This is a genomic window from Streptomyces sp. NPDC000594 (assembly GCF_040299965.1).
GTDB lineage: Bacteria > Actinomycetota > Actinomycetes > Streptomycetales > Streptomycetaceae > Streptomyces.
Genome location: NZ_JBEPCY010000030.1, coordinates 52,068 through 78,003, shown reverse-complemented (window position 1 = coordinate 78,003; position 25,936 = coordinate 52,068). Strand labels below are relative to the sequence as shown.

The following is a 25,936-nucleotide window of genomic DNA, read 5'->3' as shown; positions in this document are numbered from 1 at the left end:
GCCGGGCGACCGGCCCGGCCGGGGCGTTCCGGTCAGCCGCCCAGCGGGGCGGTGTGCAGCCGGACGGCGGAGCCGTGCCGTTCCTTGACCACCTCCAGCCGGGTGGGGACCCGGCGGCGGAGATCGGCGACATGGCTGACGATGCCGACACAGCGGTCGCGTTCCCGCAGGGTGTCGAGGACGTCGAGGACCTCGTCCAGGGTCTGTTCGTCCAGGCTGCCGAAGCCCTCGTCGATGAAGAGGGTGTCGAGGCGTACGCCCCCGGCCTCCTCGGTGACCACATCGGCGAGACCGAGCGCCAGCGCCAGCGAGGCGAAGAAGGTCTCCCCGCCGGAGAGGGTGGCGGTGTCCCGCTCGGCGCCGGTCCAGGCGTCCACCACATGGAGCCCGAGACCGGAGCGCTTGCCGCCGGCGCGGGCGTCGGAGTGGACCAGGGTGTACCGGCCCGAGGACATCCGGCCCAGCCGTGCGGAGGCGGCGGCGGCGACCTGTTCCAGCCGGGCGGCGAGGACATACGACTCCAGGCGCATCCGGCGCTCGTTGTCGGCGGAGGTCCCCGCGGTGAGTCCGGCGAGCCGGGCCACCCGGTCGTACTCCTCGCGCAGCGGGCCGAGTCCGCGTACCCCGTCGGCGGCCTCGGCGGAGAGACGTACCAGCTCCGCACGGCGCTCACGGGCGGCGTCCCCGGCGGAGACGGCCTCCCTCAGGGCGCGTTCGGCGGTGTCGTGGGCGGCGCGGGCGGCGGCCGGGTCGGCGGGCGGCCGGGCTGCGGCGGCCCGGGTCTCCGGCTCGGCGAGCCGGTCCGCGACGGCGGCCTCCTCGGTACGCCAGGCGTCGGTACGGGCCTGGAGGCCATGGCGCCGGTCCTCGGGCAGCAGCGCGGCGGCGGCCCCGGCGGGGGTGGTGAAACCGGCCTCGAAGGCCGCGTCCGCGAGACGGTCGTCGGCCTCCTTGAGCCGGCGCGCCGCCTCCTCCGCCGCGCGCACGGCCGTACCGGCCCCGGCGAGCAGCCCGACCCGGCGTTCCAGCAGGGCGGCCCGCGCCGCGACACCGCCCCCTTCCGCGCCTTCGGTGTCCTCCGCGCTCCCGGTGTCGAGGTGGGCGAGGTCGGCGAGGAGCGCGGCGTACTCCTCGTCGAGCGCCTCCCGTCGGGAGGTACGGGCCGCCGAGCGCCGTTCCACCTCCTGCCGCTCCGCCAGCCGCCGCCGGTACTCGCGCTCGGCCCGGTCCAGGGCCTCCCGCGCGCCGTACGCACCGGAGGCGAGCCGGTGCGCCCGCCCGTGCTCCTCCTCCAGCCGGGCGACCAGCGCCGCCAGCTCGGCCACGGTGGGGTCGGCCTCCTCGGCCACCCGTGCCCGGGGGACCCCTGCCGCACCCGTGGACCCCTGTGCGCCCCCGGCCGGACCCTCGGTCCCACCGCTTCCGTTGCCGGGACCACTCGTCGCCGGGGACACCCCCGCGCCCCGGGAACCCCGGCCACCGCCGCCCGTACCCCCGGCACCGGTCCCCTCCGTGCCAGGCCCATCGGCCGGCGCCGGCACCCTCGCCTCCGGGGCACCCGCCCCACCCGCGCCCCCGGACAGACCGGAGCCGCGCCCCGCCCCGGACCCCCCGGCCACCCGCTCACCGGCGACGTCGCCCACGGCCGAGTACTCCGCGCCGGAGCCGCCCGACGGCGGGGAGGACAGGGAGGACAGGGCCGTGCCCCCGGTGCCGCCGGACGGGCCAGTGGGGTGACCGACCGAGGCAGCGGCTGGGCCCACACCAGGACCATCCGGCGCGGACGGAAAACCGGACCCGGCCACCCGCTCGCCGGAGGTGGAGGCGAGCCCCGCACCACTCGCATCGTCGCCTGCCGCCGAGCGCCCGCTGGAACCGCCCGAAGACGGGGACGACGCCTCCGCGCCCCCGGTGCCGGGGGTCCCGGACGGTGCGGCGGGATCGCCGGACCAGCCGGTGGGGTGGCCGAGGGGGGCTGTGGCGGGGCCCGCGCCATGGGTGGCATCGCCTGCGGCCGAGCGCCCGCCGGAGCCGCCCGGGGACGGGGAGGACACGGTCGTGCCTCCGGTACGGGGGGTGCCGGACGGCGGGGACGGATCCATCGCGGGATCGCCGGACGGGCCGGTGAGGCGGCCGACGGAGGCCGGGGCAGGGCCCGGGCCCGGGGTGCCCCCCGTACCGCCCGGCAGGGCGGTGGCGCGGGCCTCGGTGCGGGCGGTGGTCAGGGACTCGGCGAGGACGGCGAGTTCCCGTTCGGCGGTGGCGCGGGCCGTGTCCGCGCGGGTGAAGTCGTCCAGGGCGGTGTCCTCGGCCGCCGCCGTCGCCGAGCCGTCGACCGGGCGGGCCGGGTCCGGGTGGTCGGTGGAGCCGCAGACGGCGCACGGGCCGCCGGGGGTCAGCCCGGCCGCCAGCTCCGCCGCGATCCCGAGGAGCCGGCGTTCCTTGAGGTCGAGCCAGGTCTCGCGGGCCAGGCCCGCCCGGTCGCGGGCGGTCCGCAGGGTCTCCTCGGCCACCGCGTTCAAGGCCGTGAGCCGGTCACGCTCCCCGGCCGCCCGCAGCCTTCTGCGCGCGGGCTCGATCCGGCCCGCCAGATGTTCGGCGCGGGTGGCGGCGTCCTGCGCGGCGGCGATCCTCGCCCGGTGCTCCTGGTGGAGCGGCTCCCACCCCGCCAGCCAGCCCTCCGCCTCCGCCAGCAGCTCGTCGTCGGCGCGGGCCTGCCGGTCGAGTCCGGCGCGCTCCCGGACGATCTCCGCCCGGCGGCGCTCCGCCCGCAGCGCCGCGTCCAGCCCGCCGAGGTCCTGGCGGAGTCCGTGCTCCAGCGCGGTCAGCTGCTCCGCGCCCGCCTCCCGCAGCTCAGCGGGGAGCAGACTCCTGGCCCGGTCCTGGGCGGCGGTCGCGGCGGCCTGTTCCCGGGCCGCGTCGTCCCGCAGCCGCAGCGCCGGGGCGACCCGTACGGCCCGCTGGGCGGCGTCCAGCCGGGCGCACAGCTCCTCGTACGCGGGGCGGCGCTCCTCCAGGGCGTCCCGGCGCCGACGGGCATCGGCGTGGCGCCGCTGGAGCCGCTCCTCCTCCTCGGCGGCGTCGAGCGCGCGCCGGGCTTCCGCCTGGCGCTCCTGGGCCGCCGAGCGGGCGAGTCCGGCGATGTCATGGCGTTCCACCGCGCCCGCGCGGGCGACGGCGGCCCACTCCAGGACGGCGCCGGCCAGCCCCGGGTCCCCGGGCTGCCGCCGGGGCGGCGGCCACTCGGCGGCGGCGGGTCCCGCCGCCTGCTCCATGCGGTGCGCGACCGCGAGGAGCCGCTCGTCCCCGGCCCGTACCCGCCCCTCAGCGGCGCGGCGCCGCTCGGCGAGGTGCTCCTCCACGGCGGCGAACCGCCTGGTGTCGAAGAGCCGTCCGAGGAGCTTGGCGCGGGCCTCGGCGTCGGAGCGCAGAAAGCGCGCGAAGTCGCCCTGCGGCAACAGGACCACCTGGCAGAACTGGTCCCGGCTCATCCCCACCAGCTGGGTGATCTCCTCCCCGATCTCCTGGTGGGAGCGGCTGAGCGGCTGCCAGGCCGCCCGCTCGGGGTCGTACTCGCGCAGCCAGGTCTGGGCCCGCTCGGTGGTCGTGCCGGTGCCCCGGCTCTTGGGCCGGGGCTGGGCGGGCCTGCGGCGGATCTCCAGCCGCCGCCCGGCCACGGTCAGTTCGAGGAGCACCTCGGTGGGGGTGCCGACGGCGGCGTGGTCGCTGCGCAGCGAGGTGCCGGGGCCCTGCCGGGCGCCGGGGACCGCCCCGTAGAGCGCGAAGCAGACCGCGTCGAGCACGGAGGTCTTGCCCGCGCCGGTGGGACCGTGCAGCAGAAAGATCCCGGCGCCGGAGAGCCCGTCGAAGTCGATCTCCTGGGTGGTGCCGAAGGGCCCGAACGCCGTGACCGAGAGCCGGTGCAACCTCATCGTCCGTCCCCTTCCCGTACCGCCCCGTCCACCCGCACCCCGTCGAACGCCTCCCGCAGCACCGTGCGTTCCCGTGCGTCGGGGCCGCTGCCGCCGCGCACATGGGCGACGAAGTCCTCGGCGATCTGCTGGTCGCCCCGGCCCCGGAGGCGCTGGGCGTAGGAGCGGTCCGGGTCGCCCTCGGGGCGCTCGGGTTCGAGGACCAGGCTGAGGGTGTACGGGAAGCGCTCGGTGAGCCGGGCCATCGGCTCGTCCGGGCGGACCGGGTCGGTGAGGGTCGCCTCCACGAAGGAGTCCCGGTGGCGGGCGAGCGCGGGGTCCGCGAGCAGCCCGTCCAGGGTGCCCCGGATCCGGGCGAGCGGCCGGGGCACGGGGCAGTCGATCCGCTCGGCGGCGATCCCGCCCCCCGGGCCGAGGTCGATCAGCCACAGGGTCTTGCGGTGGTTCGCCTCGGAGAAGGAGTACGCGAGCGGCGAACCCGAGTAGCGGACCCGTTCGGTGATCGTCTGGCAGCCGTGGAGATGGCCGAGGGCCACGTAGTCGACCCCGTGGAAGATCCCGGCGGGCACCGCGCTCACCCCGCCGACGGTGATGTCCCGCTCGCTGTCGCTCGGCTCGCCCCCGGCGACAAAGGCATGGGCGAGCACCACGGAACGGGTGGTCGCGGGGCGGGTCGCGAGATCGGCCCGGACCCGGTCCATGGCCGCGCCGAGCACGGCCTCATGGTGTGCCTTCTCGGTGGCGAACTCGTCCTTGACCAGCGCGGGCTCCAGATAGGGCAGCCCGTACAGGGCCACCTCGCCCTGGGCGTCGGTGAGCAGGACGGGGGTGGCGCAGCCCGCCGGGTCGGTCCGCAGATGGATCCCGGCGCGGTCGATCAGCCCGGCGCCGACACCGAGGCGGCGGGCGGAGTCATGGTTCCCGGAGATCATCACGGTGGGGACGCCGGCTTCGGCGAGCCGGTGCAGCGCCCGGTCGAACAGCTCGACGGCGGAGAGCGGCGGTACGGCCCGGTCGTAGACATCGCCCGCGACGAGCACCGCGTCCACCGCGTGGGTCCGCACGGTGTCGATCAGATGGTCGAGGAACGCGGACTGGGCCGCCAGCATGCTGACCCGGTGCAGTGACCGTCCCAGATGCCAGTCCGATGTGTGCAGAAGCCTCACCGCACCGCCCCGACGCGCATGTCCGTCACTCTCCGACCTCGGTGGCCCTGGTGGGGGTCGATCCGGTGGTACGAGGAGGAGTGCCCGTTCCGCATGGTTGTCCTCCTCCGCCTCACGACCCGTGTCACCGGACCGCGCCCGCTGATCCGGTCCGGCCCGGTCCGACCCGAAGGAACGACCCTAGCGCTGTCGGCGCCCCGGTCCCGCACGGACCTCGAAATCGATGACCACCACGGCCGCGCTCCCCGGTGCTCCCGGCACTCCCCGGTCTCCGGGCCGCCGCCGGAAGGAGTCCGCCGAACGCCCCGACGGCGTGCGCATCGGCCGATCGGTCGACACGGGGGTCGGCCGACCGGCCCGGCCCGCCCCCCGGAAGGGGGAGGGAGAGCTTCCGGTCGTTGCCGGAGGATGGAGGGGACCTTCTCCGCCGTCGTTGGGAGCCGCCCGTGACCACCGTCCACCATCTGCTGCTGGAGGCCGCCGGGCGCGGTGACGACCCCGGGGTACGCGCGGCCCTCGCCGCGGGTGCCGACATCGAGTCGCGCGACGAGGAGCTGCGCACCCCGCTGCTGCTGGCCTCGCTCGGCGACCATGTGCCGGTCGCCCGGACGCTGATCGACGCGGGCGCCGACCCCGACGCACAGGACCGCAGGCACGACAGCCCCTGGCTGGTCACCGGGGTGACCGGCAGTGTCGCGATGATGCGGGTCCTGCTCCGCGGCGGCCCGGACGTACGGCTGCGCAATCGTTTCGGCGGGGTCTCGGTCATCCCGGCGAGCGAGCGCGGGCATGTCGCCTATGTCCGCGCCGTGCTGGCGGAGACCGCCATCGATGTGGACCATGTCAACGATCTGGGGTGGACCGCCCTGCTGGAGGCAGTGATCCTCGGCGACGGCGGCCCGGCCCACCGGGAGACCGTGGAGGTGCTGCTGGCGGCGGGGGCGCGCCCGGATCTCGCGGACGCCGACGGGGTCACCGCCCTGCTCCACGCCGAGCGCCGGGGGTACGAGGAGATCGCGACGCTGCTGCGGGCGGCCCGGTGAACCGCCGCCCGCTCACCGCCCTGGTCCTGGCGCCCGTGGTGGCCGCGCTGCTCGCCGGGTGCGCCGCGGACCCGGCGCCCGACCGGCCCGCCGCCGGTACGGCCCCCCGTGCCGCTGCCGGGGAAGGGAGCACCCCGCAGCGGACCACCGCACCGGTGCCCCAGGACGACGCCCCCGGCCGCGCCACCCCGCCGGGCACCCTGCTCGTCGCCGACTTCGGCGGGGACACGGTCACCTTCCTCCACCCGGAGCGCGGACCGTTCGCCTCCGTCCGGGTGGGCACCGCCCCCTACGGTCTCGTCGTCGGCGCGGACGGCCGCGCCTGGGTCGCCACCGCCGAGGGCGTCGCGGTCGTGGACACCCGTACCCGTACCGCCCTGGGGAGGATCGCGTACCGAACCGACTCCGGACCCGTCACCACCGGGGAGTACCGGGGCGGCGGCATGGGGATCGCGCTCTCCCCCGACGGGCGGCGGCTCTATGTCGGGGTGAACGTCCCGGACGGCCCGGGGGTGCTGGAGGTCGTGGACACCGCGACCCGGAAGGTCACCGCGACCGTCCCCGTCGGCCGCCGTCCCTTCGATGTGGATGTCTCCCGGGACGGCCGTGAGGTGTACGCGACGAACCACGACTCCTTCGATGTGACCGCCGTCCGGGCCGATGACCTGCGCGCCCGCCGCCATGAGGTCGCCCCGTACGGCACCGAGGGCGGTCTGGGCTCCTGGCTCAAGCCGCACTACGCCGTGGTGCGCGAGGACGGCCGGCTGCTGCTGCCGTTCGAGGGCGAGCGGCTGGCGGTGCTCGACCCGCGCACCGGCCGGGTCACCGTGGAGCGGATGACGGCCGACACCCATCAGCACGGCGCGGCCCTCACCCGGGACGGCACCCTGCTCGCCGTGGGGACCGGACCGATCGGCTCCGAGGACCGGGAGGCCTCACTGACGGTCCGGTCCGGGGACGGCACGGAACGGGTGATCCCGCTCGACGGTCCGCACGAGGATGTGGCGGTGTCGGCGGACGGGCGGACCGCCTATGTGACCGGCGGCTTCACCCGCGACGGGTACTGGGACGGGATCACCGTGGTCGACCTCGAACGGGAGACGACCCGCCGGCTGCCCGGCGGCTCCCGTCCGCTGGGGATCGCGGTACTCCGCTAGCCGGGTGGTGTACGGGGAAGGTCGAGGGGTACGGGGACGGGCTCAGGCGTCCCCGTATGCCTCGCCGCCCGGCTCGAACTCCGCCGCGCCCGCCGTCGCGTTCGCCAGCCAGACCCGGAACGCCTCGACCTCGCTGTCCGGCAGGCCGATGTCGATCGCGACCCGTTCGCCGTACCGCACCTCCCGTACCGTGCGTCCCGCCGCCCTCAGCTCGTTCTCCAGCTTTCCGGCCCGCTGGAGGTCGACGGTGACGGTCGCGAGGCGGAACCGCTTACGGGTCAGGGTCCCCAGCGTGTCCAGCGCCTCGCCGACGACTCCCCCGTACGCCCTGATCAGCCCGCCCGCGCCGAGCTTCACCCCGCCGTAGTAGCGGGTGACCACGGCCACCGTGTAGCGCATCTCGCGCCGCAGCAGCATCTGGAGCATCGGCACCCCCGCGGTGCCGCCGGGCTCGCCGTCGTCGCTCGCCTTCTGTACGGAGGCGTCGGCTCCGATGACATACGCGAAGCAGTTGTGGGTCGCGGTCGGGTGCTCCTTGCGGATACGCGCGACAAACGCCTGGGCCTCCTCCTCCGTCGCGGCGGGTGCCAGCGCGCAGAGGAAGCGCGACCTGTTGATCTCTGTCTCGTAGACGCCCGCACGGGCGACGGTCCGGTACTGCTCCTGCATCGGTCCACCCTATGCCGCTCCCGGGTGCTCGCCGCGCCGTGCCCGGGGCGTCCCCGCCGGGAATGCTCCGCACACCCCGCCCGTTGTCCGTGCCATGAACGCGGATGCGGCGGATGAGACGGTTCAGGGGCAGGGCGGCGCGGAGCGCGGGCCGGACACCGACACGGGCACGGGCACAGAGGCCGAGACGGTCGACGCGGTGGTGGAGCGGATCCTGACCGCCACCGGGGACACCTGGGCGGTGGTGGGGCTCTCGGAGAACCCGTCACGGGCGGCGTACGGAGTGGCCCAGGTGCTCCAGCGGTTCGGCAAGCGGGTGGTGCCGGTGCACCCGAAGGCGCAGACGGTCCACGGGGAGCGGGGGTACGCCTCGCTGGCGGAGATCCCCTTCCCGGTCGATGTGGTCGATGTCTTCGTCAACTCCGACCTGGCCGGGGCGGTCGCCGACGAGGCGGTGGCCATCGGCGCGAAGGCGGTGTGGTTCCAGCTCGGGGTGGTGGACGGGGCGGCGTACACCCGGACCCGCGCCGCCGGGCTCGACATGGTCATGGACCGCTGCCCGGCCATCGAGATCGGGCGGCTGGGCCGGAGCTGACGGCCGGCCCGAGGCCGACAGCCGGACCGCAGCCGACGGCGGGGACCGCGCTCCGGGGGCGGGGCGGGGTCAGACGCCAAGACCCGCCAGGACCACCGCGCCCGGCAGCGCGGCGAGCGCCTTGCCGGGCAGGATCAGCTTGCCCCGGCGGCGTCCGCTGCCGACCAGCACCCAGGGCAGCTCGGCCACGGAGGCGTCGATGAGCAGCGGCCACGCGGCGGGCAGACCGACGGGGGTGATGCCGCCGTACTCCATGCCGGTCTCGCCGGTCGCGGTGTCCATCGGCGCGAAGGACGCCTTGCGGGCGCCGAGGTGCTTGCGGACCACCCCGTTGACATCGAGCCTGGCCCGGGAGGGGACCACACAGGCGGCGTACGAGGTCTCACCGCCGCGCTTGGCGGCGACGACCACACAGTTGGCCGAGGGTTCGAGCAGATCGGGCCCGTAGTGCTCCACGAAGGCGGCGGTGTCCGCGATCTCGGGGTCGGTGTCCACAAAGATCAGCTGGTCGGGCGGGACGTCACCGGCGCCGCCCCGTACGGCGTCGGCGACCGGGCCGGTCAGCAGATCGAGGCTGTCGAGGGCGGGCCGGGCGTGATCGAAGTCACCGATGGGAGCGCGCATGGCGGTCACAGTAACAGCGGCGCCCCGCCCGGCACATGACCGTTCGGGGGACGGCTCCCCCGTCCGGCGGGGACCCCGGGGCCGGGGTCCGGCCGCCCGCCCCGGCATGGCGCCGTCCGTCCCGGCACGGCCCGCTCAGCGCTTGGCGGGCGGGACCGAGACCGTCATCGTCATGGCCACGGCCGACGCGCCCCCGTTGCGGTACCCATGGGGCCGGTCGGCGTCGAACGCGGCCGAGGACCCGGCGGGTACGGGATAGCTCTCCCCGTCCACGACCAGGGTCAGTTCGCCCTCGGTGACATGGATCAGCTCGACGGTGCCGTCCGGGTGGGCGTCGGACTCGCTGTGGTCCCCCGGCATCAGCCGCCACTCCCACAGCTCCAGCGGGCCCGGCCGCTCCGCGCCGATCAGGAGCCGGCTGTGGCTGCCGGTGGAGGTGGTCCACATCCGCACCGCCGTGTCGGGCGGGACGATCCTGACCGCCGGTCCCTCCTCGTGGTCCAGCAGCGTGGTGAGGGAGACCCCGAGGGCGTCGGCGAGCTTCACCGTGGTACCGACGCTGGGGTTGGTACGGGCCTGCTCGATCTGGATGATCATGCCCCGGCTGACGCCCGCGCGGGCGGCGAGGGCGTCGAGGGTGAGCCCCCGTTCGCCGCGCCAGTGCCGGAGATTGCGGGCGAGTGCCTGGGTGAGCTGGTCGAGGTCCGACACATTCCGTCCAGTGGAGTGAATGACAGAGTCTATTATTTTGAACTACAGTCCGGGGAAACGTTCACTGCACTGTACTTCGAGACGGTACTGCGAGGTCCTGATGGCCGCCCTGTTCGCCCTCGCCGCGGCCCTGCTCTGGGGGCTCGCCGACTTCGGCGGCGGACTGCTGACCCGCCGCGCGCCGGCCCTCACCGTGGTGGTGGTCTCGCAGACGATCGCGACCGTCGTCCTGGGTGCGGTGGTGCTGGCCTGCGGGGCCTGGCGGGAGACCGGACCCCAGCTCTGGTACGCCGTGGCGGCGGGTGTCGTCGGGCCGGTGGCCCTGCTCTGCTTCTACAAGGCGCTCGCCCTGGGGCCGATGGGGGTGGTCTCCCCGCTGGCCTCGCTCGGGGTCGCGGTGCCGATCGGCGTCGGCCTCGCCCTCGGCGAGCGGCCCGGGGCGCTCCAGCTGGCCGGGACCGCCGTCGCCGTCGCCGGGATCGTGCTGGCGGGCGGGCCCGAGCTGCGCGGGGCGCCGGTGCGGCGGCGGGCGGTCGGGTACACCCTGGTCGCGGCGGTGGGGTTCGGCGCGGTGATGGTGCTGATCGCCGAGGCGTCCAGCAGTGTGCCGGGCCTCTTTCTCGCCCTCCTCGTCCAGCGGATCACCAATGTGGTGGTCGGCGGTGGCGCGCTCTGGGCCTCGGCGCGGCGCGGGGCGGCGGTGCTGCCCGAGCACGGCGGGCGCCGGGTCCTGGTCGCGGCACTGCCGGCGCTCGCCTTCGTGGGCATCGCGGATGTGGCGGCCAATGGTGTCTACACGGTCGCCGCGCAGAGCGGTCCGGTGACCGTCGCCGCCGTCCTCGCCCATCTCTATCCGGTGGTGACGGTGACGGCAGCGCTCGTGGTGCTCAGGGAACGGCTGCGTCCGGTGCAGACCACCGGGGCGGCGCTGGCGCTGGCGGGCACGGTCCTGCTCGCCTCCGGCTGACCCCACCCCACTCCCCGCCACTTCGGCCGGGCCGCCGCACCGGCCCGACACGGTGCGTGCCGGTCCCGGCCGGCTCAGACCCCGCCCGGGGACGGCGCTCCGGGGGTGCGCTCCACCGGCCCGCCCACACCCTCCGGCGCTCCCGCGCCCTCCCGGGGAGCCCCGGCCTCTCCGGTACCCGCAGCCTCTCCCGTACCTGCGACCTCCCGGAGGGTCCCGGTCTCCGGAGCCGGGGCGGCCTCCCGGGAGGTTCTCGCCGTCTCCCCGGCCCCGGTGGCCCCCTCCGCCACCAGAGCGTCGGCGACCGCCAGCGCCTCGGAGACCGCCAGCAGCTCCCCCGGAGTGATGCCCTCCGGCAGGGGTACGGGGGCGGGCGTCCGCAGCGGTGGCTGCCATCCCGTGGCCGGCTCCCAGCGCCGGACGATCCGCGCGGGCGCGCCCGCCACCACACAGTGGTCGGGGATCTCGCCCCGGACCACCGCTCCCGCCGCGACCACCACATTGCGGCCGAGCCGGGCGCCGGGCAGCACCACCGCCCCGGTGCCCAGCCAGCAGCCGGGTCCTATCTCCACCGGTTCGGTGCGCGGCCACTGGCGGCCGACGGGCAGGTCGGGATCGTCGTAACTGTGGTTGGTGGAGGTGATGTAGACATAGGGCCCGCAGTAGGTGTCCGCGCCGATGACCACCCGGGTGTCGGCGACGACATGGCTGCCCCGCCCGAGCACCACCCCGTTCCCCAGGGTGAGGATGGGGTCGGGCCCCAGGTCCAGACCGGGCATCATGCCCGCCGTGAGGGTGACCTGTTCACCGATGATGCAGTGGTCGCCCAGCTCGATCCACTCTTCGCCGAAGACGGTGCCCTGCGGAAAGGCCAGCCGGGTGCCCGGCCCCAGCCGGCGGAAGCGCAGCCTCCCGGGGTGCTCCGCCGTGACGGAACCGGCCCGCCGCACCCAGCGCCAGCCCTGGTGGACGGCCCGGGTGAGCAGCCCTCGGCACCACACGGAGGGCGAGGCGAACAGGTTTCCGTTTCTGGGCATCCGGTCACGGTAGTCGGCCCTCCCGGAGGCATCGCCGACCCCCGACTGTGATCTTTGCCCCACAGACCCCATGGAACCCGCCGCAAGCCCCACGGACCGGACCCCTCCCATCCGCCACCGCACCCCTGGATGACCGAAAAGCACCGCAGGGATGGCGACCCCGGATGCCCGCAGGACCGTTCCGCCCGGGGTCGGGGCCACCCCGACCCCCCTCCCGGGCCGCATTCCCAAGGATCCTGTGGAATTCCGCATCTATCACGACCACCGCCACCGGACGATGACTTCGGGTCTGATTCCACCGTTCCGTGGTCCACAACGCCGACGGCGGGGTCTGTGCCCATGACACGTGACTAGCATGAGCGCCACATACCTGCGGATGATCACCATCAACTCCCGATGGGTGATACCGCGTTCGGCCACCACCACCGGCCGGCCCATCCGCACTCCCCCGGACTCCAGCAGCGAGGGACCGCTCCATGTCAGTGCCCGTCACACGCGCACCGCGCCGTATACGTCAGCCACGGCCCCGGCCCCTGGCCGTTCCGCTGGTCTCGCTCCTGGTCGCGGGGGTGGCCGGGGGCGCGGTGAGCACACTGGCGCCGCATGCCGCACGCCCCTGGGTGGGCGGTACGGTCGCGGTCGCCTGGCTCCTGCTGGCGTGCGCGCTGGTCGGCGCCGCCCGTACCGCCCGGAGACTGCGCTCCCGCTCCGCCGCCCTCACCGACGAGCTGCGCACCCTGCGCTCCCAGGGCGAGCGGACCGCCGCCGAGGCGGCCCATCTGGCCGATGTCACCCTCCCCGCCGTGGCCCAGCGGCTGCGCGAGGGGGGGAGGGCCGAGGGCTCGCTCACCCCCTCCGAACCCTCGCTGCGGCGGCTGCTCCAGCTCTTCACCCAGGAGATCGCCGCAGGTGAGGACCGGCTCCGGGCCACCGCCGAGGCGGAGCGCGCGGCGGCCGGGGAGCGGCTGGACCGGGCCGCGGCGGAGCTGGACCGGCTGACCGCGGTGATGCTGCCCGCCGCCGTGGAGCTGCTGCGCGGCGGCGCGTCCGCCGACACCGCCCTCGCCGAGCTGGAGCGGCCCGACGACCCCCGGCTGCGGGCGGTCCTGGAGACCGTCGTCCGTGAACTGGCCTTCAGCGAGCGGCGCGGAGCCGCCGTACGGGAGGCCGGGATCAAGGTACTGAGCCGGGTCCAGGCGAAGTCCGTGAGCATCCTGGCCGATCTGCGGGAGATGCAGGATCGTCACAGCGAAGAGGTGTTCGGGGATCTGCTCCGGCTCGACCACGGCACCTCGCAGCTCGGACTGCTGACCGACCGGCTGGCGCTGCTGATGGGCGGCCGGGCGAGCCGGTCGTGGAACAAGCCGATCGTGATGGAGTCGATCCTGCGGGGCGCGGTCGGCCGGATCGCGGCCTACCGGCGGGTGAGGCTCCACTCGTCCAGCACCGCTTCGGTGGTCGGGTACGCCGCCGAGGGCGTGATGCACCTGCTGGCCGAACTGATGGACAACGCCGCCAACTTCTCCCCGCCGATCGACGAGGTCCATGTCTATGTCGAGGAGCGGATGGCCGGTCTGGTCGTCACCATCGAGGACAGCGGGCTGAAGATGCCGGACGCGGCCATGCGGCGGGCCGAGGACGCGGTGTCCGGCCGTGATCTGGACCTCGCCCGGCTCCAGAGCACCCGGCTCGGTCTGGTCGTGGTGGGGCTGCTGGCGGCCAAGTACCGCATGGGCGTGAGCTTCCGGCCGTCGGCCCGGGGCGGCACCGGTGTGGTGGTGCTCTTCCCGCCGGAGCTGCTGCACCGTACCCGGAGCGCGGTGCCGGAGGCGGTGACTCCGCAGCCGGTGTCCCCGGCGGCCCCGGCGGCCCCCGAAGCCGCCACCCGGTTCTCCGGCGCGCCGCAGGGATCCGGCGTACCGCCACTGTCCGACGTACCGCTGATGTCCGACGTACCGCAGGTCACCGCCGTACCCCAGGCCACCGCCGCACCGCAGGTGTCCGCAGCGCCCCGGGGACCCGGGGCCACCACCCCGCACTCCCCCACGCCCCCCGCGGCGCCCGCGTCCGAGCGGCCCACCCTGCCCGCCCGGGGCGGGCTGCCGCTCGCCACCCCCGGCGGCCTGCCGGTGCGCCCCCCGGGGCGGACCATGGCCGCGGCCGACCGGAGCCGCCCCGACCCCCGGGAGCAGCCCCCGCCCCCGCCGCCCGCCGCGCCCGCCCGGAACCTCGGGGAGCGGTTCGGCGCCTTCCACCGGGCCCGCAAGGAGCGGCCGTCGCCCGGGGACAGCTGACCTCCTCGTCCGCGGCGACCCGCCGCACCCATCCATCGACACCCGCATCCACCCACGTACACATCCATCACATCCATCGACGCACGGACACACCGACGCACGGAAGACAGGAGGCACGGGCCGGTGGGCCGCCCGTTCGGTACGGGCCAGGGACACCCGCCCCACGCACCATGCAGACCACGGACAACAGCCTGACCTGGCTACTGGAGAACCTGCTCGACCGCACCCCGGGCACCCGGCACGCCCTGGTGCTCTCGCGGGACGGGCTGAAGCTCTGCTGGACCCCGCATCTGACGCTCGACCAGGCCGACCAGCTGGCCGCGATCTGTTCGGGCATCCAGGCCCTCGCCCAGGGCGCCTCGGTGGAGTTCGGGGACGGCAAGGGCGGCGTACGGCACTCCATGACGGAGTTCCACGGCGGACTGCTCTTCATCGTGGAGGCGGGCGCGGGCGCCCATCTCGCCGTCGTCGCCGAGGAGGGCGCCGACCCGGGGGCGGTGGGCCATCAGATGACCGAGCTGGTCGAGCAGATCGGTGAGCATCTGCGGGCCGAGCCGCGCACCCCGGCGCCCGAGACCCGGCGCTGATGGCGCGGCGCCCCGTCGACATGGGGGACCCGGACCGGCTCTATACCGTCACCCAGGGCCGCAGCCGTCCCGACGACGAGACATTCGACCTGGTCACCCTGGTGGTCAGCGAGTGCGAGCCGACGGCCGGCATGCAGTCGGAGCACCTCCGGATCCTGGAGATCTGCCGTCACCCCACCGCCGTGGTGGAGATCTCCGCCGAGTTGCGGCTGCCGATCACGGTGGTACGGATCCTGCTCGGCGACCTCCAGTCGACGGGGCGCATCACCGCGCGCCACCCGCGTACGGCGCGCTCCTTCATCGATCTGCCCGACTCGGCCCTCCTGGAGGAGGTGCTCCATGGACTCCGCAATCTCTGACCCGCCCCGGCACCGGACCCCGCTGGCCCACTCCGCCGAGACCGGACTGAAGATCGTCGTCGTGGGCGGTTTCGGGGTGGGCAAGACCACCCTGGTCCGTTCCGTCAGCGAGATCCGGCCGCTCAACACCGAGGAGGTGATGACCCAGGCGGGGGTCGGTGTGGACGAACCCGTTCCGTCCAGTACGAAGACCACCACCACGGTCGCCTTCGACTTCGGCCGGATCAGCCTCAACGAGCGGATGGTCCTCTATCTTTTCGGCGCCCCGGGGCAGGAGCGCTTCTGGTTCCTGTGGGACCGGCTCTTCTCCGGCACCCTCGGCGCGGTCGTCCTGGTGGACACCCGGCGGATGAGCGACTCCTGGTACGCCATCGACCGCCTGGAACACCACCGGACCCCCTTCGTGGTGGCGGTCAACCGTTTCGACGGCGACCATGCCGCCTTCGATCTGGAGGAGATCCGCCAGGCGCTGTCGCTGGACCCCCGTATCCCGCTGATCGACTGCGACGCCCGGGTGCGCTCCTCCGGGAAACAGGTGCTGATCACCCTTGTCGATTACCTACAGCGACTGGCCCGAGCCAGGGAGACGACCGCATGACCGATAGTGATCTCATTCCGGGCCGGGGCGCGGGGCCCGGTGACGGCGGGCCGTCGGCGCCGGCGGCGCTGTCAGGGGGATGCCCCGCCCATCGCGCCGACCCGGCCGGTGGAGGCTTCCCGGCCGCGGGGGCGGTGCGGCTGGGTGGTCTGGAGTATCAGCAGACCCCGTCCGAGCTGTACCGCACCCTGCGCCGGGAGCACGGCCCGGTGGCCCCGGTGCTGCTGGACGGCGATGTCCCCGCCTGGCTGGTGCTGGGGTACGCCGAGGTCAGCCATGTCACCACCCATGACGAGCTGTTCGCCCGGGACTCCCGGCGCTGGAACCAGTGGCCGTCGATCCCGGCGGACTGGCCGCTGATGCCCTTTGTCGGCCATCAGCCGTCGGTGCTCTTCACGGAGGGGGCCGAGCACCAGCGGCGGGCGGGGGTGATCACCCAGGCGCTGGAGGGGGTCGACCAGTTCGAACTGGCCCAGTGGTGCCGGGAGATCGCCCAGCGGCTGATCGACGCCTTCGCGGGGAGCGGGCGGGCGGAGCTGATGGCGGCGTACGCGCACGCGCTGCCGATGCGGGCGGCGGTGCGGATGTGCGGGATGCCGGCGGGCGGCGAGGACACCGAGGACCTGGTGACCGATCTGCGGATCTCGCTGGACGCCCGGGAGGGCGACGACCCGGTCGCCGCGTACGGGAGGGTCCAGGAGCGGATCCAGCGGCTGGTACGGGAGAAGCGCGCGGCGCCCGGCCCGGATGTCACCTCCCGGATGCTGGGCCACTCCGCCGGGCTGACCGATGTCCAGATCGTCCAGGACCTGATCTCGGTGATCGCGGCGGCGCAGCAGCCGACGGGCAACTGGATCGGCAACGCGCTGCGGCTGATGCTCACCGACGACCGGTTCGCCCTCAATGTCTCGGGCGGCCGGCTGAGTGTGGGGCAGGCGCTCAACGAGGTGCTGTGGCTGGACACGCCCACCCAGAACTTCATCGGGCGGTGGGCGGTCCGTGACACCCGGCTGGGCGGGCGGACGATCCGGGCCGGGGACTGTCTGGTGCTGGGGCTCGCCGCCGCCAACACCGATCCGCAGATCTGGCCGGAGGGGCATGTCGGCGCGGAGAACTCCGCCCATCTGTCGTTCGGCAACGGCGAGCACCGCTGTCCGTATCCGGCGCCGCTGCTGGCCGACTGTGTGGCCCGTACCGCGATCGAGACGCTGTTGGAGCGGCTGCCGGATGTGGTGCTGGCGGTGGAGCCGGAGGAGCTGACCTGGCGTCCGTCGATCTGGATGCGGGGGCTGACCTCGCTGCCGGTCCGTTTCACCCCGGTCGCCGACTGAGCCGGACCGGCGGCCGCTGAAGCCGGACCGGCCGCCGACCGGGGCCGGACCGGACCGGCGGCCCGCCCCGCGCCCGCGTACCCGTACCCAGGGGCCGGGGTGCGGGGCAGGACCCCGGTCCGGGTACGGATGTCAGCCGGGTACGGGGGTGAAGCGCACCGGCAGCGCCGCGGGCCCCCGGGTGAAGACCCCTCGCTCCCGGGGGACGAAGCCGTCGGCGAAGCGCAGCTCCGGCATGGCGTCGAGGAGCTGGTTGACGCCGGTCTCCACCTCCGCGCGGGCCAGCAGCGCGCCGACGCAGAAGTGCCGTCCGAGCGCGAAGGCGAGATGGTCGGCGGCGGCGGTGAAGGCGTTGTCCGCCGCGAGATCGGTACGGTGGATGTCAAAGGTGTCCGGGTCCCGGTAGCGCTTCCCGTCCCGGCCCGCGGCGCCGATCAGACAGGTGACCGTGGCCCCGGCGGGGACGGTGCACCCGGCGACGGAGACCTCCTCGGCGGACTGCCGCATGATCATCTGTACCGGTGGGGAGTGGCGCAGGGTCTCCGCGAACGCCCGGCCGATCAGTGAGCGGTCCTCCTGGACGGCGGCGAACTGCTCGGGGTGGGCGAGGAGGTTGGTGAGAAGGGCGCCGATCGCCTTGTCGGTGGTCTCGCCCCCGGCCGCGAGGAGCAGACTGCAAAAGGCCTTGACGTCCTCGTCGCTCATCCGCACCCCGTCGACCTCGGCGGCGCAGAGGGCGGAGAGCAGATCGTCCCCCGGGTCCGCCCGGCGCTCGCGGATGATCGGGAACAGATACTCGGCGAACTCGGCACGGGTGCGTTCGCCCGCCGCGGCGATCTCCGGGTCGCCGGAGAGATTGCCGAGGAAAGCGATGACACTGGTGTACCAGCCGTGGAAGCGGGCGTGGTCGGCCTTGTCGAGGCCGAGCATGTCGGCGATGACATTGACGGGGAAGCGGGTGGCGAAGGAGTCCACGAGATCGGTGGCCCCGGTGTGCCGGAAGGTGTCGATGAGTTCCCGGGCGTTGCGCTCGATGACCGGGAGGACCTTCTCCCGCAGCTCGGCGCCCCGGAAGGCGGGCACCACCAGTGCCCGGCGCACCGCGTGCTCCCTGCCGCTGAGCTGGAGGATCGTCCGGCCGTGCACCGGCTCGATCTGCCAGGCGTAGTTGTCGGTGGTGAAGCGGCCCGCCTTGTCCTTGAAGATCCGCTCCACATCCTCGTACCGGGAGACCAGATAGCTCCCGGTGGCCTCGTGCCAGAGCAGCGGGGCGTGCTCGCGCAGGGCCCGGTAGGTGGGGTAGGGGTCCGCGGCGAACTCCGGGGACAGGATGTCGGGCATCCGGTCGGGGATCCGATCGGGGATGACCATGCGCGCTCCCTGGGGGTGGGTGGACGACACCGGTCACGCTAGGCGCCGTTGACAGGTCCCAGACAGACTGATCTTGGCCGAATCCAGATGTTCCCCTTCGCCAGGAATGGCGGATTCCCAGGCGGCTTCCGGGGCCGGCCGGCCCGGCCCGTCACGGTGGCGCCGGACGGGCCGGGCGCTGCTCAGGAGCGCGGGGTCGCCGAGCGGTGGGTGTCCGCCAGATCGCGGTAGACGGCCGCGTTGAGGGCGATCCCGGCCCGCTCCTCCTCGGTCAGCTCCCGTCTGACCTTGGCGGGAACACCGGCGACCAGGGAGCCCGGCGGGACCTCCATCCCCTGGGGGACCAGCGCCTGGGCGGCGACGAGCGATCCGGCGCCGATCCGCGCGCCGTTGAGGACGGTGGCCCCCATGCCGATCAGTACGTCGTCCCCGACCGTGCAGCCGTGCAGGACCGCGTTGTGGCCGACGGAGACCCGCTCGCCGACGGTGACCGGAAAACCCGGGTCGGCGTGGACGGTGCAGTTGTCCTGGATATTGGAGTCGGCGCCGATCGCGATCGGCGCGCAGTCCCCGCGCAGGACGGCGTGGTACCAGACGCCCGACCCCGGGGCCAGGGTGACATCACCGACCACGACCGAGGTGGGCGCGGTGAAGGCGTCCGGCGCGATGTCCGGCTCCCTGCCGCCCACGGCGGCGATCCATGGTGCTGCGGTCATCGCGCTCTCCTTCCGGCGCGCGCCCCCTCGGCGCGACGCCGGGGCAGCCTACCCAGGGGGGTGGCCGGGAGGTCAGGGGGCCAGGGGGGTCGTGAGGTCGGAGGGGCAGGACTGCGGGCATCCGGGGGTCAGGACGGTCCCGATCCCGGGCGGCGGGTCAGGACTTGGGGCGGAGGGTCCAGACGATGGTCATCTCCCCGGTGACCGCGCCGTCCGCACGCTCGATGGTGACCCGTACGGGGAACTCGGGGCGGCCGCCCCCGTCCAGCTCGGCGACGATGTCGGCGACCGGGCGGCCGAGGGTGGCGGTGGCGGTCACCTCACCCATGGCGAGCTTGCGGTAGGCGATCTCCGCCGTGACGGCGAGCGGGACGGCCCGGTCCAGCAACCCGCCGAAGGCGGCGAGGACGACCGCGCCGCTCGCCGACTCGGCGAGGGTGAACATCGCTCCGGCGTGCGGCCCGCCGATGTGGTTGTGGTGGGCCTCCCGGTCCGGCAGCCGCAGCACGGCACGGTCGGCGGTGGTCTCCAGGAACTCCAGCTCCAGGGTCCGGACCATGGGGACGGTGGCGGCCAGGAGTTCGCCTACGGACATCTGATCTGCGCTCATGGGCCGCGATGTTACCCACGAGTAAAGCGCTTGGCCATCCCCGGGACCTCCCGGGTGCGGGGCCGGGGAGCGGGCCGTCACCGCCGGACCTCCCGGGTGCGGCGGCCGAGGAGCGGGCCGTCACCGCCGGACCCCGCGCTCCCCGCGCCGGCGGCGGTAGTAGGCGACCGTGACCACGGCGAGCAGCGGCCCCCACGCCAGCAGGGGGACATAGCAGGCGGTCATCACCCAGTAGAGACCGCCATCGGGGGATCCGGCGGCGCCCATGTTGTCGGTGTCGTTCCAGGTGAAAGCGCCACTGACCGTGATGAGGGTGACGAGCACCGCGCCGAGCGAGGCGGGGACCACCGCCGCCATCACGGGGATGCGCCGGCCGCCCAGAACGGGTACCCAGCGCGGGAGTTCCTCGCCCCAGCGGTGGATCAGCCCCAGCGTCAGCAGTCCGAGCGCCTCGGCGAACAGGCTCAGGCCGATGAGGTAGAAGGAGTCGAAGCCGGGGAAGTTGCTCGGGTGGAGGTACTCGTCGGTGAATCCGGAGTCCCAGCCGAGGGCGACGGCGATGCGCCACAGGCCGGACGGCACCAGGGTCAGCGCGGCGGCGTGCGCCGCCAGCCGGACGGAACGGGGCACCCGGGGCGCGGGCTTTCCGGCGACCGGGATGTCACCCATGGCGGACGGTCGCACCGGATGGTACGGGGCGGCGATTGCGGTGGTGCGCACGATGAACTCCCTGGTTCTGGAAGGGGACCGGAGGGGCCGGAGGTGACAGGTTTCGCCGTGACGGGTTTCGCCGTGACCGGCTGGATGACCCAAGCCTCGCTCCCGGCGCCGCGCGATCCCATCCGCCGATCGGCAGAGAGATCGCGCCGCCGCCCAGCGCCTCTCCGCCGATCGGCACAGGGCCCCGCGGCGTGCCCACCCGTACGCTGATCACATGGGGGAATCGACCGGCCCGGCCGTCATGGCGCTGGGCACTCTGCCGGTGCTCACGGCGGCGGGCGCACTGGTGTGGGCCGCCGCAGGCCCGCGTACCACCGTCCGCCGGCGGCTGGGCCGCCTCGCCCGCCCGGCCTCGGTCTGCGCGGTCCTCTCACTGATCACCAGTTTCGCCCTGCCGAAGGCCGGGCCCGGCCCCGGCTGGAAGCTGGTGGAGACCGCCGTCCTGCTGCTCCTCCTGGCCGTGGTCACCCGCTGGTCACCCCGGCGGGACCTCACCTGGGCCCTCCCGCCGGGCGTCCTGGCGGTGGCCCTCTGGCCGCTGCCGCTGGTCGCCGACGAGTCCTTCCTGGAATCGATCGGAGCCGTCGCCTTCTGGCTGGTTCCTGCGGCCGCCTCGGTGGCGGCCGGCGCCTACCCCCGCCGCCAGGCACGGCGCCGCCGGAGCGCGGTCGCCGAGGCCCGCCGGACCCAGCGCCGTCAACTCTCCCGGGACCTCCATGACTTCGTCGCCCATGACATCAGCGGAATCGTCGTCCAGGCCCAGGCGGCCCGCTTTGTCGCCGCCACCGACCCCGGCCAGGCGCTCCTCGCCCTGGAACGCATCGAGAGGGCGGGCCTGAGCGCCCTGGCCTCGATGGACCGGACGGTGGAGATGCTGCACGGCCCGGAGGCGTCCACCACCGAGCCGCTCCCCGATCTGTCCCGGCTCCCCACCCTGATAGCGGACTTCACCTCGGCGGGGGCCACCCGGGCGCGGCTGGAGCTGCCTCCCCCGGTCGCGCGGGCGCTCTCCCGCGAGGCGGGCCGCGCCGCGTACCGCATCGTCGTCGAGGCACTGACCAACATCCGCCGGCACGCACCCGGCGCCTCCCATGCCACCGTCGTCTTCACCGCCACGGCCGCCACGGTGGAGATCCGGGTCACCAACGACCGGGGGACCCGCCCCGGACCGGCCCGCCGCCGTGTCGCCCGGGGCGGTCTCGGCCTCCCCTCCCTCACCGAGCACACCCGGGCCCTCGGGGGAACCCTCTCGGCGGGGCCGCACGGCGACGGCGGCTGGCGGCTCACCGCCGTTCTCCCCGCCACTCCCCCGAAAGAGACGCCATGACCGCCCTCCCCGGACCGACCCGGATCCTGATCGCCGACGACCAGGAGGACATCCGCAACGGCTTCCGTCTGATCCTCGGCTCGCAGCCCGACATGGCCGTGGTCGGTGAGGCGGCGGACGGCCTCACCGCCGTCGATCTCGCCCGTTCCCTGCGCCCGGACCTGGTCCTCGCCGACATCCGGATGCCGGGCCTGGACGGCCTCGAACTCACCCGGCGGCTCGCGGGACCCGGCGTACCCGACCCGCTGCGCGTCCTGGTCGTCACCACCTTCGACCACGACGACTACGTCCGCACGGCGCTGCGGGACGGGGCCTGCGGGTTCCTGCTGAAGCGCTCGGGCCCCGGGCTGCTGATCGAGGGGGTCAGGGCCGCGATGGCCGGGGACCTTCTCATCAGCCCTCAGATCACGGTCCGGCTGCTCCGGAGCCTCGCTCCGGCCCCGGCCCCGGCCCCGGCGGCGTCCCCGGCCCTGACGCCGCTCACCGCCCGGGAGAGCGAGATCGCCCGGCTGGTCGCGGAGGGCCTCACCAACGCCGAGATCGGCGAGCGGCTCTTCATCTCGGCGGGCACCGCCAAGACCCATATCGCCAACGTCCAGGCGAAGCTGAAGGCCCGTAACCGGGTGGGCATCGCCGCCTGGGCCTGGGAGAACGGTCTGGCCGAGGCATAGGGGAACCCCGCCGGCAGGGACAGCGGGTCTCCCGGGCGCCTGGGCGTCTCCGCACGGCACTAGGGTTCTGGCCATGTGGCCAGCACAGCAGCAGCCCGGTGGCGGGCACCCTCCGCAGCCGGATCCGTATCAGCCGCCCGGGTATCCCCCGCCCGGCCAGGGGCAGCCGCCCCACCCGTACGCGGGGCAGGGGGCGCCGGGCACTCCCCCGTACCCGGGGCAGCCGGGGTACCCCTACGGCGGTGGCGGGCCGGACCATCGGGACGACCAGGACGACCGGCGGCGGACGCGGCGGGTCGCCATCGGCGCGGTGGCGGCGGTCGTCGCGACGGCGGTGATCACCGGAGTGATCGTCCTCGGCGGGGAGGATCCCGCTCCGGCTGCCGCCGGGACGGGCGAGCGGGCCCGTACCTCCGAGCGGGACACCGACCGGGCGAAGGGGCCGGAGAAGCCTGCGGACGCCCCCGCTCCGGCGGCGGAGAACCCGCGCGGCGCCGGGGAGAGCGAACCGACCGTCAAGGGCTGGAAGGTCGTCACCAACCCCAAGCACGGCACCCGCTTCGACGTCCCGGCGGCGTGGACCGTCGCCCCCTCGGGGATCAGCACCTTCCTGGAGGACCGGGCCAAGGGCGGCGGAGCCCCGCTGGTCACCATGTCCGCGCCGGCGCACCTCCGGCCCGACTCCTGCACCGCCGAGGGCAAGGACGGCGGCCCCTCCGTCTCGTCCAGCCGGGCCACCGTCGGCACCAAGGGCGGCAAGGGCGCCAAGGACACCGCGAGCGCCGCGACCGCCGAGGCGGGCTTCTGGGCCTGGGGCGCCTATGCGCAGACGGAGCCCAAGGGGACCGTACGGACCACTCCCGCCCGGCCGTTCACCACCGCCTCCGGGATCCGGGGCAGTCTGGCGACCGCGACCGCCGTGGGCGTACGGAAGAACACCCCGTGCGCCACCGACGGCAAGGCCGCCGCCTTCACCTTCAAGGACCCCGACGGAGAGTTCCGGACCTGGGTGCTCTACGCCGACAAGGGGGTGGCCGACGAGATCCCGGACGCCACCGTCGAGAAGATCCTCACCACCCTCCGCCTCGCCGGAACGGCCCCCCGCTGAGCCCCTCGTACCGCCCACGGCCGGTACCCGTACCGCGCACATCCGGTACGGGACCCGGCGCGGCGGGGCCGTTTATTCGCTTGGCAGACCGGGCACGGGGCGGAATAGTCGCGGGGTGACCACCCCTCCCCCCGTCTCCCGCGCATCCGGCCGGTGGTCCTCCCGGCGCCCCTCTTGGGCCGGTCGCAACTACGTCCTGCTGGCCGCCGCGGCCGTCGTCACCCAGCTCGGCAGCCATGGGGCGACGATCGCGGCGGCCTTCGCGGTGATCGAGACGGGCGGCGGCGCGGCCGAGGTCGGGCTGGTCACCGCCGCCCGGACGCTCCCGCTCGTCCTCTTTCTGCTCATCGGCGGCGCGGTGGCCGACCGGATACCCCGGCACCATGTGATGGTCGCCGCCAACGCCCTCAACTGCGTCTCCCAGGCGGTGTTCGCCGTTCTGGTCCTCTCCGGCGAGCCCCGGCTCTGGCAGATGATGGTGCTGACCTCGCTCGGCGGCACCGGCCAGGCGTTCTTCAGCCCGGCGGCCGAGGGAATGCTGCTCTCCAGTGTCAGCGGCGATCAGGTGAGCCGCGCGTTCGCGCTCTTCCGGATGGCGATGCACGGGGCCGCCATCGGCGGGGCGGCGCTGGGCGGGGGGATGATCGCCGCGTTCGGGGCCGGCTGGGTGCTCGCCGTGGACGCCGCCGCGTTCGCCGTCGCCGGGCTGCTGCGCGCCTTTCTGGACGTGAGCCATATCGCCCCGCGCGCACGCGGCGGCGGACTGCTGGCGGATCTGCGCGAGGGCTGGCACGAGGTGATCGGCAGACCCTGGCTGTGGTCGATCATCGCGCAGTTCACCGTGGTCGTCGCCGTCATCGGCGCGGCGCAGGGGGTGTACGGGCCGATGGTCGCCCGGGACGAACTCGGCGGCTCCCGGCCCTGGGGCATCGCACTGGCCGCCTTCGGCGTCGGCACCCTGCTGGGCGCGGTGCTGATGACCCGCTGGCGGCCCCGGCGGCTGCTGCTCGCGGGCACGCTCTGTGTCTTCTCCTACGCCGTCCTGCCCGCGGCGCTCGCCGTGCCGCTGCCGATCGAGGCGCTGGTGGTGGCCATGCTGCTCAACGGCGTGGCGATCGAGGTGTTCGGGGTGACCTGGATGACCGCGCTGCACCAGGAGATCCCGGAGGAGAAGCTGTCCCGGGTGTCGTCGTACGACTGGTTCGGCTCGGTGGCGATGCTGCCGGTGGCCACCGCGCTCGCCGGGCCAGCCGAGAGCATCTTCGGGCGCGGTCCCGCGCTGTGGGGCTGCGCGGTGCTGGTGGTGGTGGCGACCGCGCTGGTGCTGCTGGTGCCGGAGGTACGGAATCTGACCGACCGCCGTACCCGGAAGGACCCGGCGGCCGGGGCTTCCGGGGTTTCCGACACGACCGGAGCACCCGGGGTCACCGAGGCTCCCGGGGTGACCGGTGCCGCCTCAGCCGATGCCGAAGGTACCGTCCGGCGGCCGGGGTGACGGTCGGGCCGAGGCGTCGGTGACCGGCCGGGCGTCCCCGATGAGCCGGTCCAGCGCGGCCCCGTGGACCACCCGCGCGGGGAAGGGGTCCGCGGCGACCCGCCGGGTCAGCGCCGCGAGGTCGGGCGGGACGCCGGCGGCGAGCACCACCACATTGCCGAAGCGGCGGCCGCGCAGCACGGGCGCCTCGGCGACGACGGCCAGCTCCGGCAGGACCTCGCGCCAGGTGGCGAGCTGCCCCCGGAGGAAGTCGAAGGGGGTGCCGTCGGCGAGATTGGCGGCATGGATCCCGCCGGGGCGGAGCACCCGGGCGGCGGCGCGCGCGTACTCCAGGGAGGTGAGCCGGGCCGGGACCCGGGAACCGCCGTAGACATCGGCGACGACGACATCGGCCGAGGCTGCGGGGGCGGTCTCGATCCAGTCGCGGGCATCGGCCGCGCGGACCTCGATCCCGGAGTCGGCGGGCAGCGGCAGCACCTCGCCGACCAGGGCGATCAGACCCCGGTCGGCCTCGACGGCGAGCTGTCGGGAGCCGGGCCGCACGGCGGCCACCTGCCGGGGCAGGGCGAGCGCTCCGGCGCCGAGGTGGACGATGTCCAGCGGGGTCCCGGCGGGCGGGTGGACGGCGATGGCGTGGGCCAGCCGCCGGGTGTACTCGAACTCCAGATGGGCAGGGGCGTCGAGGTCCACATAGGACTGCGGGGCGCCGTCGACGGTGAGCAGCCAGGCCCGTGGCCGGTCGACATCGGGGAGCAGCCGGGCGGTGCCGAAGTCCACGTCCCGGATGACGGGGCGCGGCTCGTCGAGCGGTTCGTTCACCTGTTCATTGTCCCCTCTCCCCGGGGGCG

24 protein-coding genes are annotated in these 25,936 nt (G+C 74.7%); 13 read left to right on the top strand and 11 right to left on the bottom strand.

The window, feature by feature from the left end; translation table 11 throughout:
- Positions 1–32: 32 nt before the first annotated feature.
- Together ABT354_RS29725 and ABT354_RS29720 are read right to left on the bottom strand one after the other, a co-directional pair.
- Positions 33–3,932, bottom strand: a complete 3,900-nt coding sequence (locus tag ABT354_RS29725) for an AAA family ATPase (RefSeq protein WP_351499412.1) — start codon at positions 3,930–3,932, stop codon at positions 33–35.
- Positions 3,929–5,098 (bottom strand): exonuclease SbcCD subunit D, encoded by a 1,170-nt coding sequence (locus ABT354_RS29720; protein ID WP_351499410.1) that lies wholly within the window; start codon positions 5,096–5,098, stop codon positions 3,929–3,931. Before ABT354_RS29720 ends, ABT354_RS29725 begins: the two co-directional genes overlap by 4 nt.
- Before the next feature lie 446 nt (positions 5,099–5,544).
- On the opposite strand from ABT354_RS29720, the gene ABT354_RS29715 reads away from it, so the two are divergent.
- Positions 5,545–6,141 carry an ankyrin repeat domain-containing protein gene (locus tag ABT354_RS29715; protein ID WP_351499408.1) on the top strand — a complete coding sequence of 199 codons (597 nt, stop codon included), beginning with the start codon at positions 5,545–5,547 and terminating at the stop codon, positions 6,139–6,141.
- On the top strand, positions 6,138–7,298 hold the full coding sequence (locus ABT354_RS29710) for a YncE family protein (protein ID WP_351499406.1): 1,161 nt from the start codon (positions 6,138–6,140) through the stop codon (positions 7,296–7,298). The genes ABT354_RS29715 and ABT354_RS29710 overlap by 4 nt, the downstream gene beginning before the upstream one ends.
- 42 nt (positions 7,299–7,340) lie before the next feature.
- On the opposite strand, the gene ABT354_RS29705 is transcribed toward ABT354_RS29710, so the two are convergent.
- Positions 7,341–7,967, bottom strand: a complete 627-nt coding sequence (locus ABT354_RS29705) for a YigZ family protein (RefSeq protein WP_351499404.1) — start codon at positions 7,965–7,967, stop codon at positions 7,341–7,343.
- Between the two features lie 94 nt (positions 7,968–8,061).
- On the opposite strand from ABT354_RS29705, the gene ABT354_RS29700 reads away from it, so the two are divergent.
- Positions 8,062–8,562: a CoA-binding protein gene (locus ABT354_RS29700; protein WP_351499402.1), complete on the top strand. Its 501-nt coding sequence runs from the start codon at positions 8,062–8,064 to the stop codon at positions 8,560–8,562.
- 69 nt (positions 8,563–8,631) lie between these two features.
- Here ABT354_RS29700 and ABT354_RS29695 read toward each other — a convergent pair whose 3' ends face one another.
- The gene (locus tag ABT354_RS29695) at positions 8,632–9,186 is read right to left on the bottom strand and encodes a YbaK/EbsC family protein (RefSeq protein WP_351499400.1); all 555 of its coding nucleotides are present in this window, start codon (positions 9,184–9,186) and stop codon (positions 8,632–8,634) included.
- A 135-nt stretch (positions 9,187–9,321) separates the two neighbouring features.
- A complete protein-coding gene (locus tag ABT354_RS29690) occupies positions 9,322–9,897 on the bottom strand; it encodes a helix-turn-helix domain-containing protein (RefSeq protein ID WP_351499398.1) in 576 nt (191 codons plus the stop codon).
- Between the two features lie 100 nt (positions 9,898–9,997).
- On the opposite strand from ABT354_RS29690, the gene ABT354_RS29685 reads away from it, so the two are divergent.
- Positions 9,998–10,864 (top strand): EamA family transporter, encoded by an 867-nt coding sequence (locus ABT354_RS29685; protein WP_351499396.1) that lies wholly within the window; start codon positions 9,998–10,000, stop codon positions 10,862–10,864.
- A 74-nt stretch (positions 10,865–10,938) separates the two neighbouring features.
- On the opposite strand, the gene ABT354_RS29680 is transcribed toward ABT354_RS29685, so the two are convergent.
- A complete protein-coding gene (locus ABT354_RS29680) occupies positions 10,939–11,901 on the bottom strand; it encodes an acyltransferase (protein ID WP_502983524.1) in 963 nt (320 codons plus the stop codon).
- Between the two features lie 476 nt (positions 11,902–12,377).
- On the opposite strand from ABT354_RS29680, the gene ABT354_RS29675 reads away from it, so the two are divergent.
- The 5 genes from ABT354_RS29675 to ABT354_RS29655 all read left to right on the top strand — a co-directional run bounded on the left by ABT354_RS29675 (position 12,378) and on the right by ABT354_RS29655 (position 17,070).
- Positions 12,378–14,195 (top strand): sensor histidine kinase, encoded by a 1,818-nt coding sequence (locus ABT354_RS29675; protein WP_351499394.1) that lies wholly within the window; start codon positions 12,378–12,380, stop codon positions 14,193–14,195.
- Between the two features lie 170 nt (positions 14,196–14,365).
- On the top strand, positions 14,366–14,782 hold the full coding sequence (locus ABT354_RS29670; protein ID WP_351499392.1) for a roadblock/LC7 domain-containing protein: 417 nt from the start codon (positions 14,366–14,368) through the stop codon (positions 14,780–14,782).
- A complete protein-coding gene (locus tag ABT354_RS29665; RefSeq protein ID WP_351499389.1) occupies positions 14,782–15,141 on the top strand; it encodes a DUF742 domain-containing protein in 360 nt (119 codons plus the stop codon). Before ABT354_RS29670 ends, ABT354_RS29665 begins: the two co-directional genes overlap by 1 nt.
- Positions 15,122–15,739 (top strand): GTP-binding protein, encoded by a 618-nt coding sequence (locus tag ABT354_RS29660; protein ID WP_351499387.1) that lies wholly within the window; start codon positions 15,122–15,124, stop codon positions 15,737–15,739. Before ABT354_RS29665 ends, ABT354_RS29660 begins: the two co-directional genes overlap by 20 nt.
- Positions 15,736–17,070, top strand: a complete 1,335-nt coding sequence (locus tag ABT354_RS29655; protein WP_351499385.1) for a cytochrome P450 — start codon at positions 15,736–15,738, stop codon at positions 17,068–17,070. The genes ABT354_RS29660 and ABT354_RS29655 overlap by 4 nt, the downstream gene beginning before the upstream one ends.
- 132 nt (positions 17,071–17,202) lie before the next feature.
- Here ABT354_RS29655 and ABT354_RS29650 read toward each other — a convergent pair whose 3' ends face one another.
- The 4 genes from ABT354_RS29650 to ABT354_RS29635 form a co-directional block, all read right to left on the bottom strand.
- Positions 17,203–18,441 (bottom strand): cytochrome P450, encoded by a 1,239-nt coding sequence (locus ABT354_RS29650; protein ID WP_351499383.1) that lies wholly within the window; start codon positions 18,439–18,441, stop codon positions 17,203–17,205.
- A 182-nt stretch (positions 18,442–18,623) separates the two neighbouring features.
- On the bottom strand, positions 18,624–19,157 hold the full coding sequence (locus ABT354_RS29645) for a gamma carbonic anhydrase family protein (RefSeq protein WP_351499381.1): 534 nt from the start codon (positions 19,155–19,157) through the stop codon (positions 18,624–18,626).
- 157 nt (positions 19,158–19,314) lie between these two features.
- Complete coding sequence (locus ABT354_RS29640; protein ID WP_351499379.1) at positions 19,315–19,767, bottom strand: DUF4442 domain-containing protein; 453 nt, start codon at positions 19,765–19,767, stop codon at positions 19,315–19,317.
- A 120-nt stretch (positions 19,768–19,887) separates the two neighbouring features.
- Positions 19,888–20,487, bottom strand: a complete 600-nt coding sequence (locus ABT354_RS29635) for a hypothetical protein (RefSeq protein ID WP_351499377.1) — start codon at positions 20,485–20,487, stop codon at positions 19,888–19,890.
- A gap of 214 nt (positions 20,488–20,701) precedes the next feature.
- On the opposite strand from ABT354_RS29635, the gene ABT354_RS29630 reads away from it, so the two are divergent.
- The 4 genes from ABT354_RS29630 (at position 20,702) to ABT354_RS29615 (ending at position 25,088) form a co-directional block, all read left to right on the top strand.
- Positions 20,702–21,814 (top strand): sensor histidine kinase, encoded by a 1,113-nt coding sequence (locus ABT354_RS29630; protein WP_351499375.1) that lies wholly within the window; start codon positions 20,702–20,704, stop codon positions 21,812–21,814.
- A complete protein-coding gene (locus tag ABT354_RS29625) occupies positions 21,811–22,485 on the top strand; it encodes a response regulator (protein ID WP_351499372.1) in 675 nt (224 codons plus the stop codon). The genes ABT354_RS29630 and ABT354_RS29625 overlap by 4 nt, the downstream gene beginning before the upstream one ends.
- Positions 22,486–22,558: 73 nt before the next feature.
- On the top strand, positions 22,559–23,593 hold the full coding sequence (locus ABT354_RS29620; RefSeq protein WP_351499370.1) for a DUF8017 domain-containing protein: 1,035 nt from the start codon (positions 22,559–22,561) through the stop codon (positions 23,591–23,593).
- A gap of 115 nt (positions 23,594–23,708) precedes the next feature.
- Positions 23,709–25,088: an MFS transporter gene (locus ABT354_RS29615; protein WP_351499368.1), complete on the top strand. Its 1,380-nt coding sequence runs from the start codon at positions 23,709–23,711 to the stop codon at positions 25,086–25,088.
- Here ABT354_RS29615 and ABT354_RS29610 read toward each other — a convergent pair.
- On the bottom strand, positions 25,050–25,907 hold the full coding sequence (locus ABT354_RS29610) for a spermidine synthase (protein ID WP_351499366.1): 858 nt from the start codon (positions 25,905–25,907) through the stop codon (positions 25,050–25,052). The genes ABT354_RS29615 and ABT354_RS29610 overlap by 39 nt on opposite strands.
- Positions 25,908–25,936: the final 29 nt, after the last annotated feature.

Bases quoted from the DNA above. Each gene is read 5' to 3' on its own strand.
- ABT354_RS29725 (WP_351499412.1), bottom strand. From the start codon at position 3,932: ATGAGGTTGCACCGGCTCTCGGTCACGGCGTTCGGGCCCTTCGGCACC.
- ABT354_RS29705 (WP_351499404.1), bottom strand. From the start codon at position 7,967: ATGCAGGAGCAGTACCGGACCGTCGCCCGTGCGGGCGTCTACGAGACA.
- ABT354_RS29700 (WP_351499402.1), top strand. From the start codon at position 8,062: ATGAACGCGGATGCGGCGGATGAGACGGTTCAGGGGCAGGGCGGCGCG.
- ABT354_RS29695 (WP_351499400.1), bottom strand. From the start codon at position 9,186: ATGCGCGCTCCCATCGGTGACTTCGATCACGCCCGGCCCGCCCTCGAC.
- ABT354_RS29685 (WP_351499396.1), top strand. From the start codon at position 9,998: ATGGCCGCCCTGTTCGCCCTCGCCGCGGCCCTGCTCTGGGGGCTCGCC.
- ABT354_RS29680 (WP_502983524.1), bottom strand. From the start codon at position 11,901: ATGCCCAGAAACGGAAACCTGTTCGCCTCGCCCTCCGTGTGGTGCCGA.
- ABT354_RS29675 (WP_351499394.1), top strand. From the start codon at position 12,378: ATGTCAGTGCCCGTCACACGCGCACCGCGCCGTATACGTCAGCCACGG.
- ABT354_RS29670 (WP_351499392.1), top strand. From the start codon at position 14,366: ATGCAGACCACGGACAACAGCCTGACCTGGCTACTGGAGAACCTGCTC.
- ABT354_RS29665 (WP_351499389.1), top strand. From the start codon at position 14,782: ATGGCGCGGCGCCCCGTCGACATGGGGGACCCGGACCGGCTCTATACC.
- ABT354_RS29660 (WP_351499387.1), top strand. From the start codon at position 15,122: ATGGACTCCGCAATCTCTGACCCGCCCCGGCACCGGACCCCGCTGGCC.
- ABT354_RS29655 (WP_351499385.1), top strand. From the start codon at position 15,736: ATGACCGATAGTGATCTCATTCCGGGCCGGGGCGCGGGGCCCGGTGAC.
- ABT354_RS29650 (WP_351499383.1), bottom strand. From the start codon at position 18,441: ATGGTCATCCCCGATCGGATCCCCGACCGGATGCCCGACATCCTGTCC.
- ABT354_RS29645 (WP_351499381.1), bottom strand. From the start codon at position 19,157: ATGACCGCAGCACCATGGATCGCCGCCGTGGGCGGCAGGGAGCCGGAC.
- ABT354_RS29640 (WP_351499379.1), bottom strand. From the start codon at position 19,767: ATGAGCGCAGATCAGATGTCCGTAGGCGAACTCCTGGCCGCCACCGTC.
- ABT354_RS29630 (WP_351499375.1), top strand. From the start codon at position 20,702: ATGGGGGAATCGACCGGCCCGGCCGTCATGGCGCTGGGCACTCTGCCG.
- ABT354_RS29625 (WP_351499372.1), top strand. From the start codon at position 21,811: ATGACCGCCCTCCCCGGACCGACCCGGATCCTGATCGCCGACGACCAG.
- ABT354_RS29620 (WP_351499370.1), top strand. From the start codon at position 22,559: ATGTGGCCAGCACAGCAGCAGCCCGGTGGCGGGCACCCTCCGCAGCCG.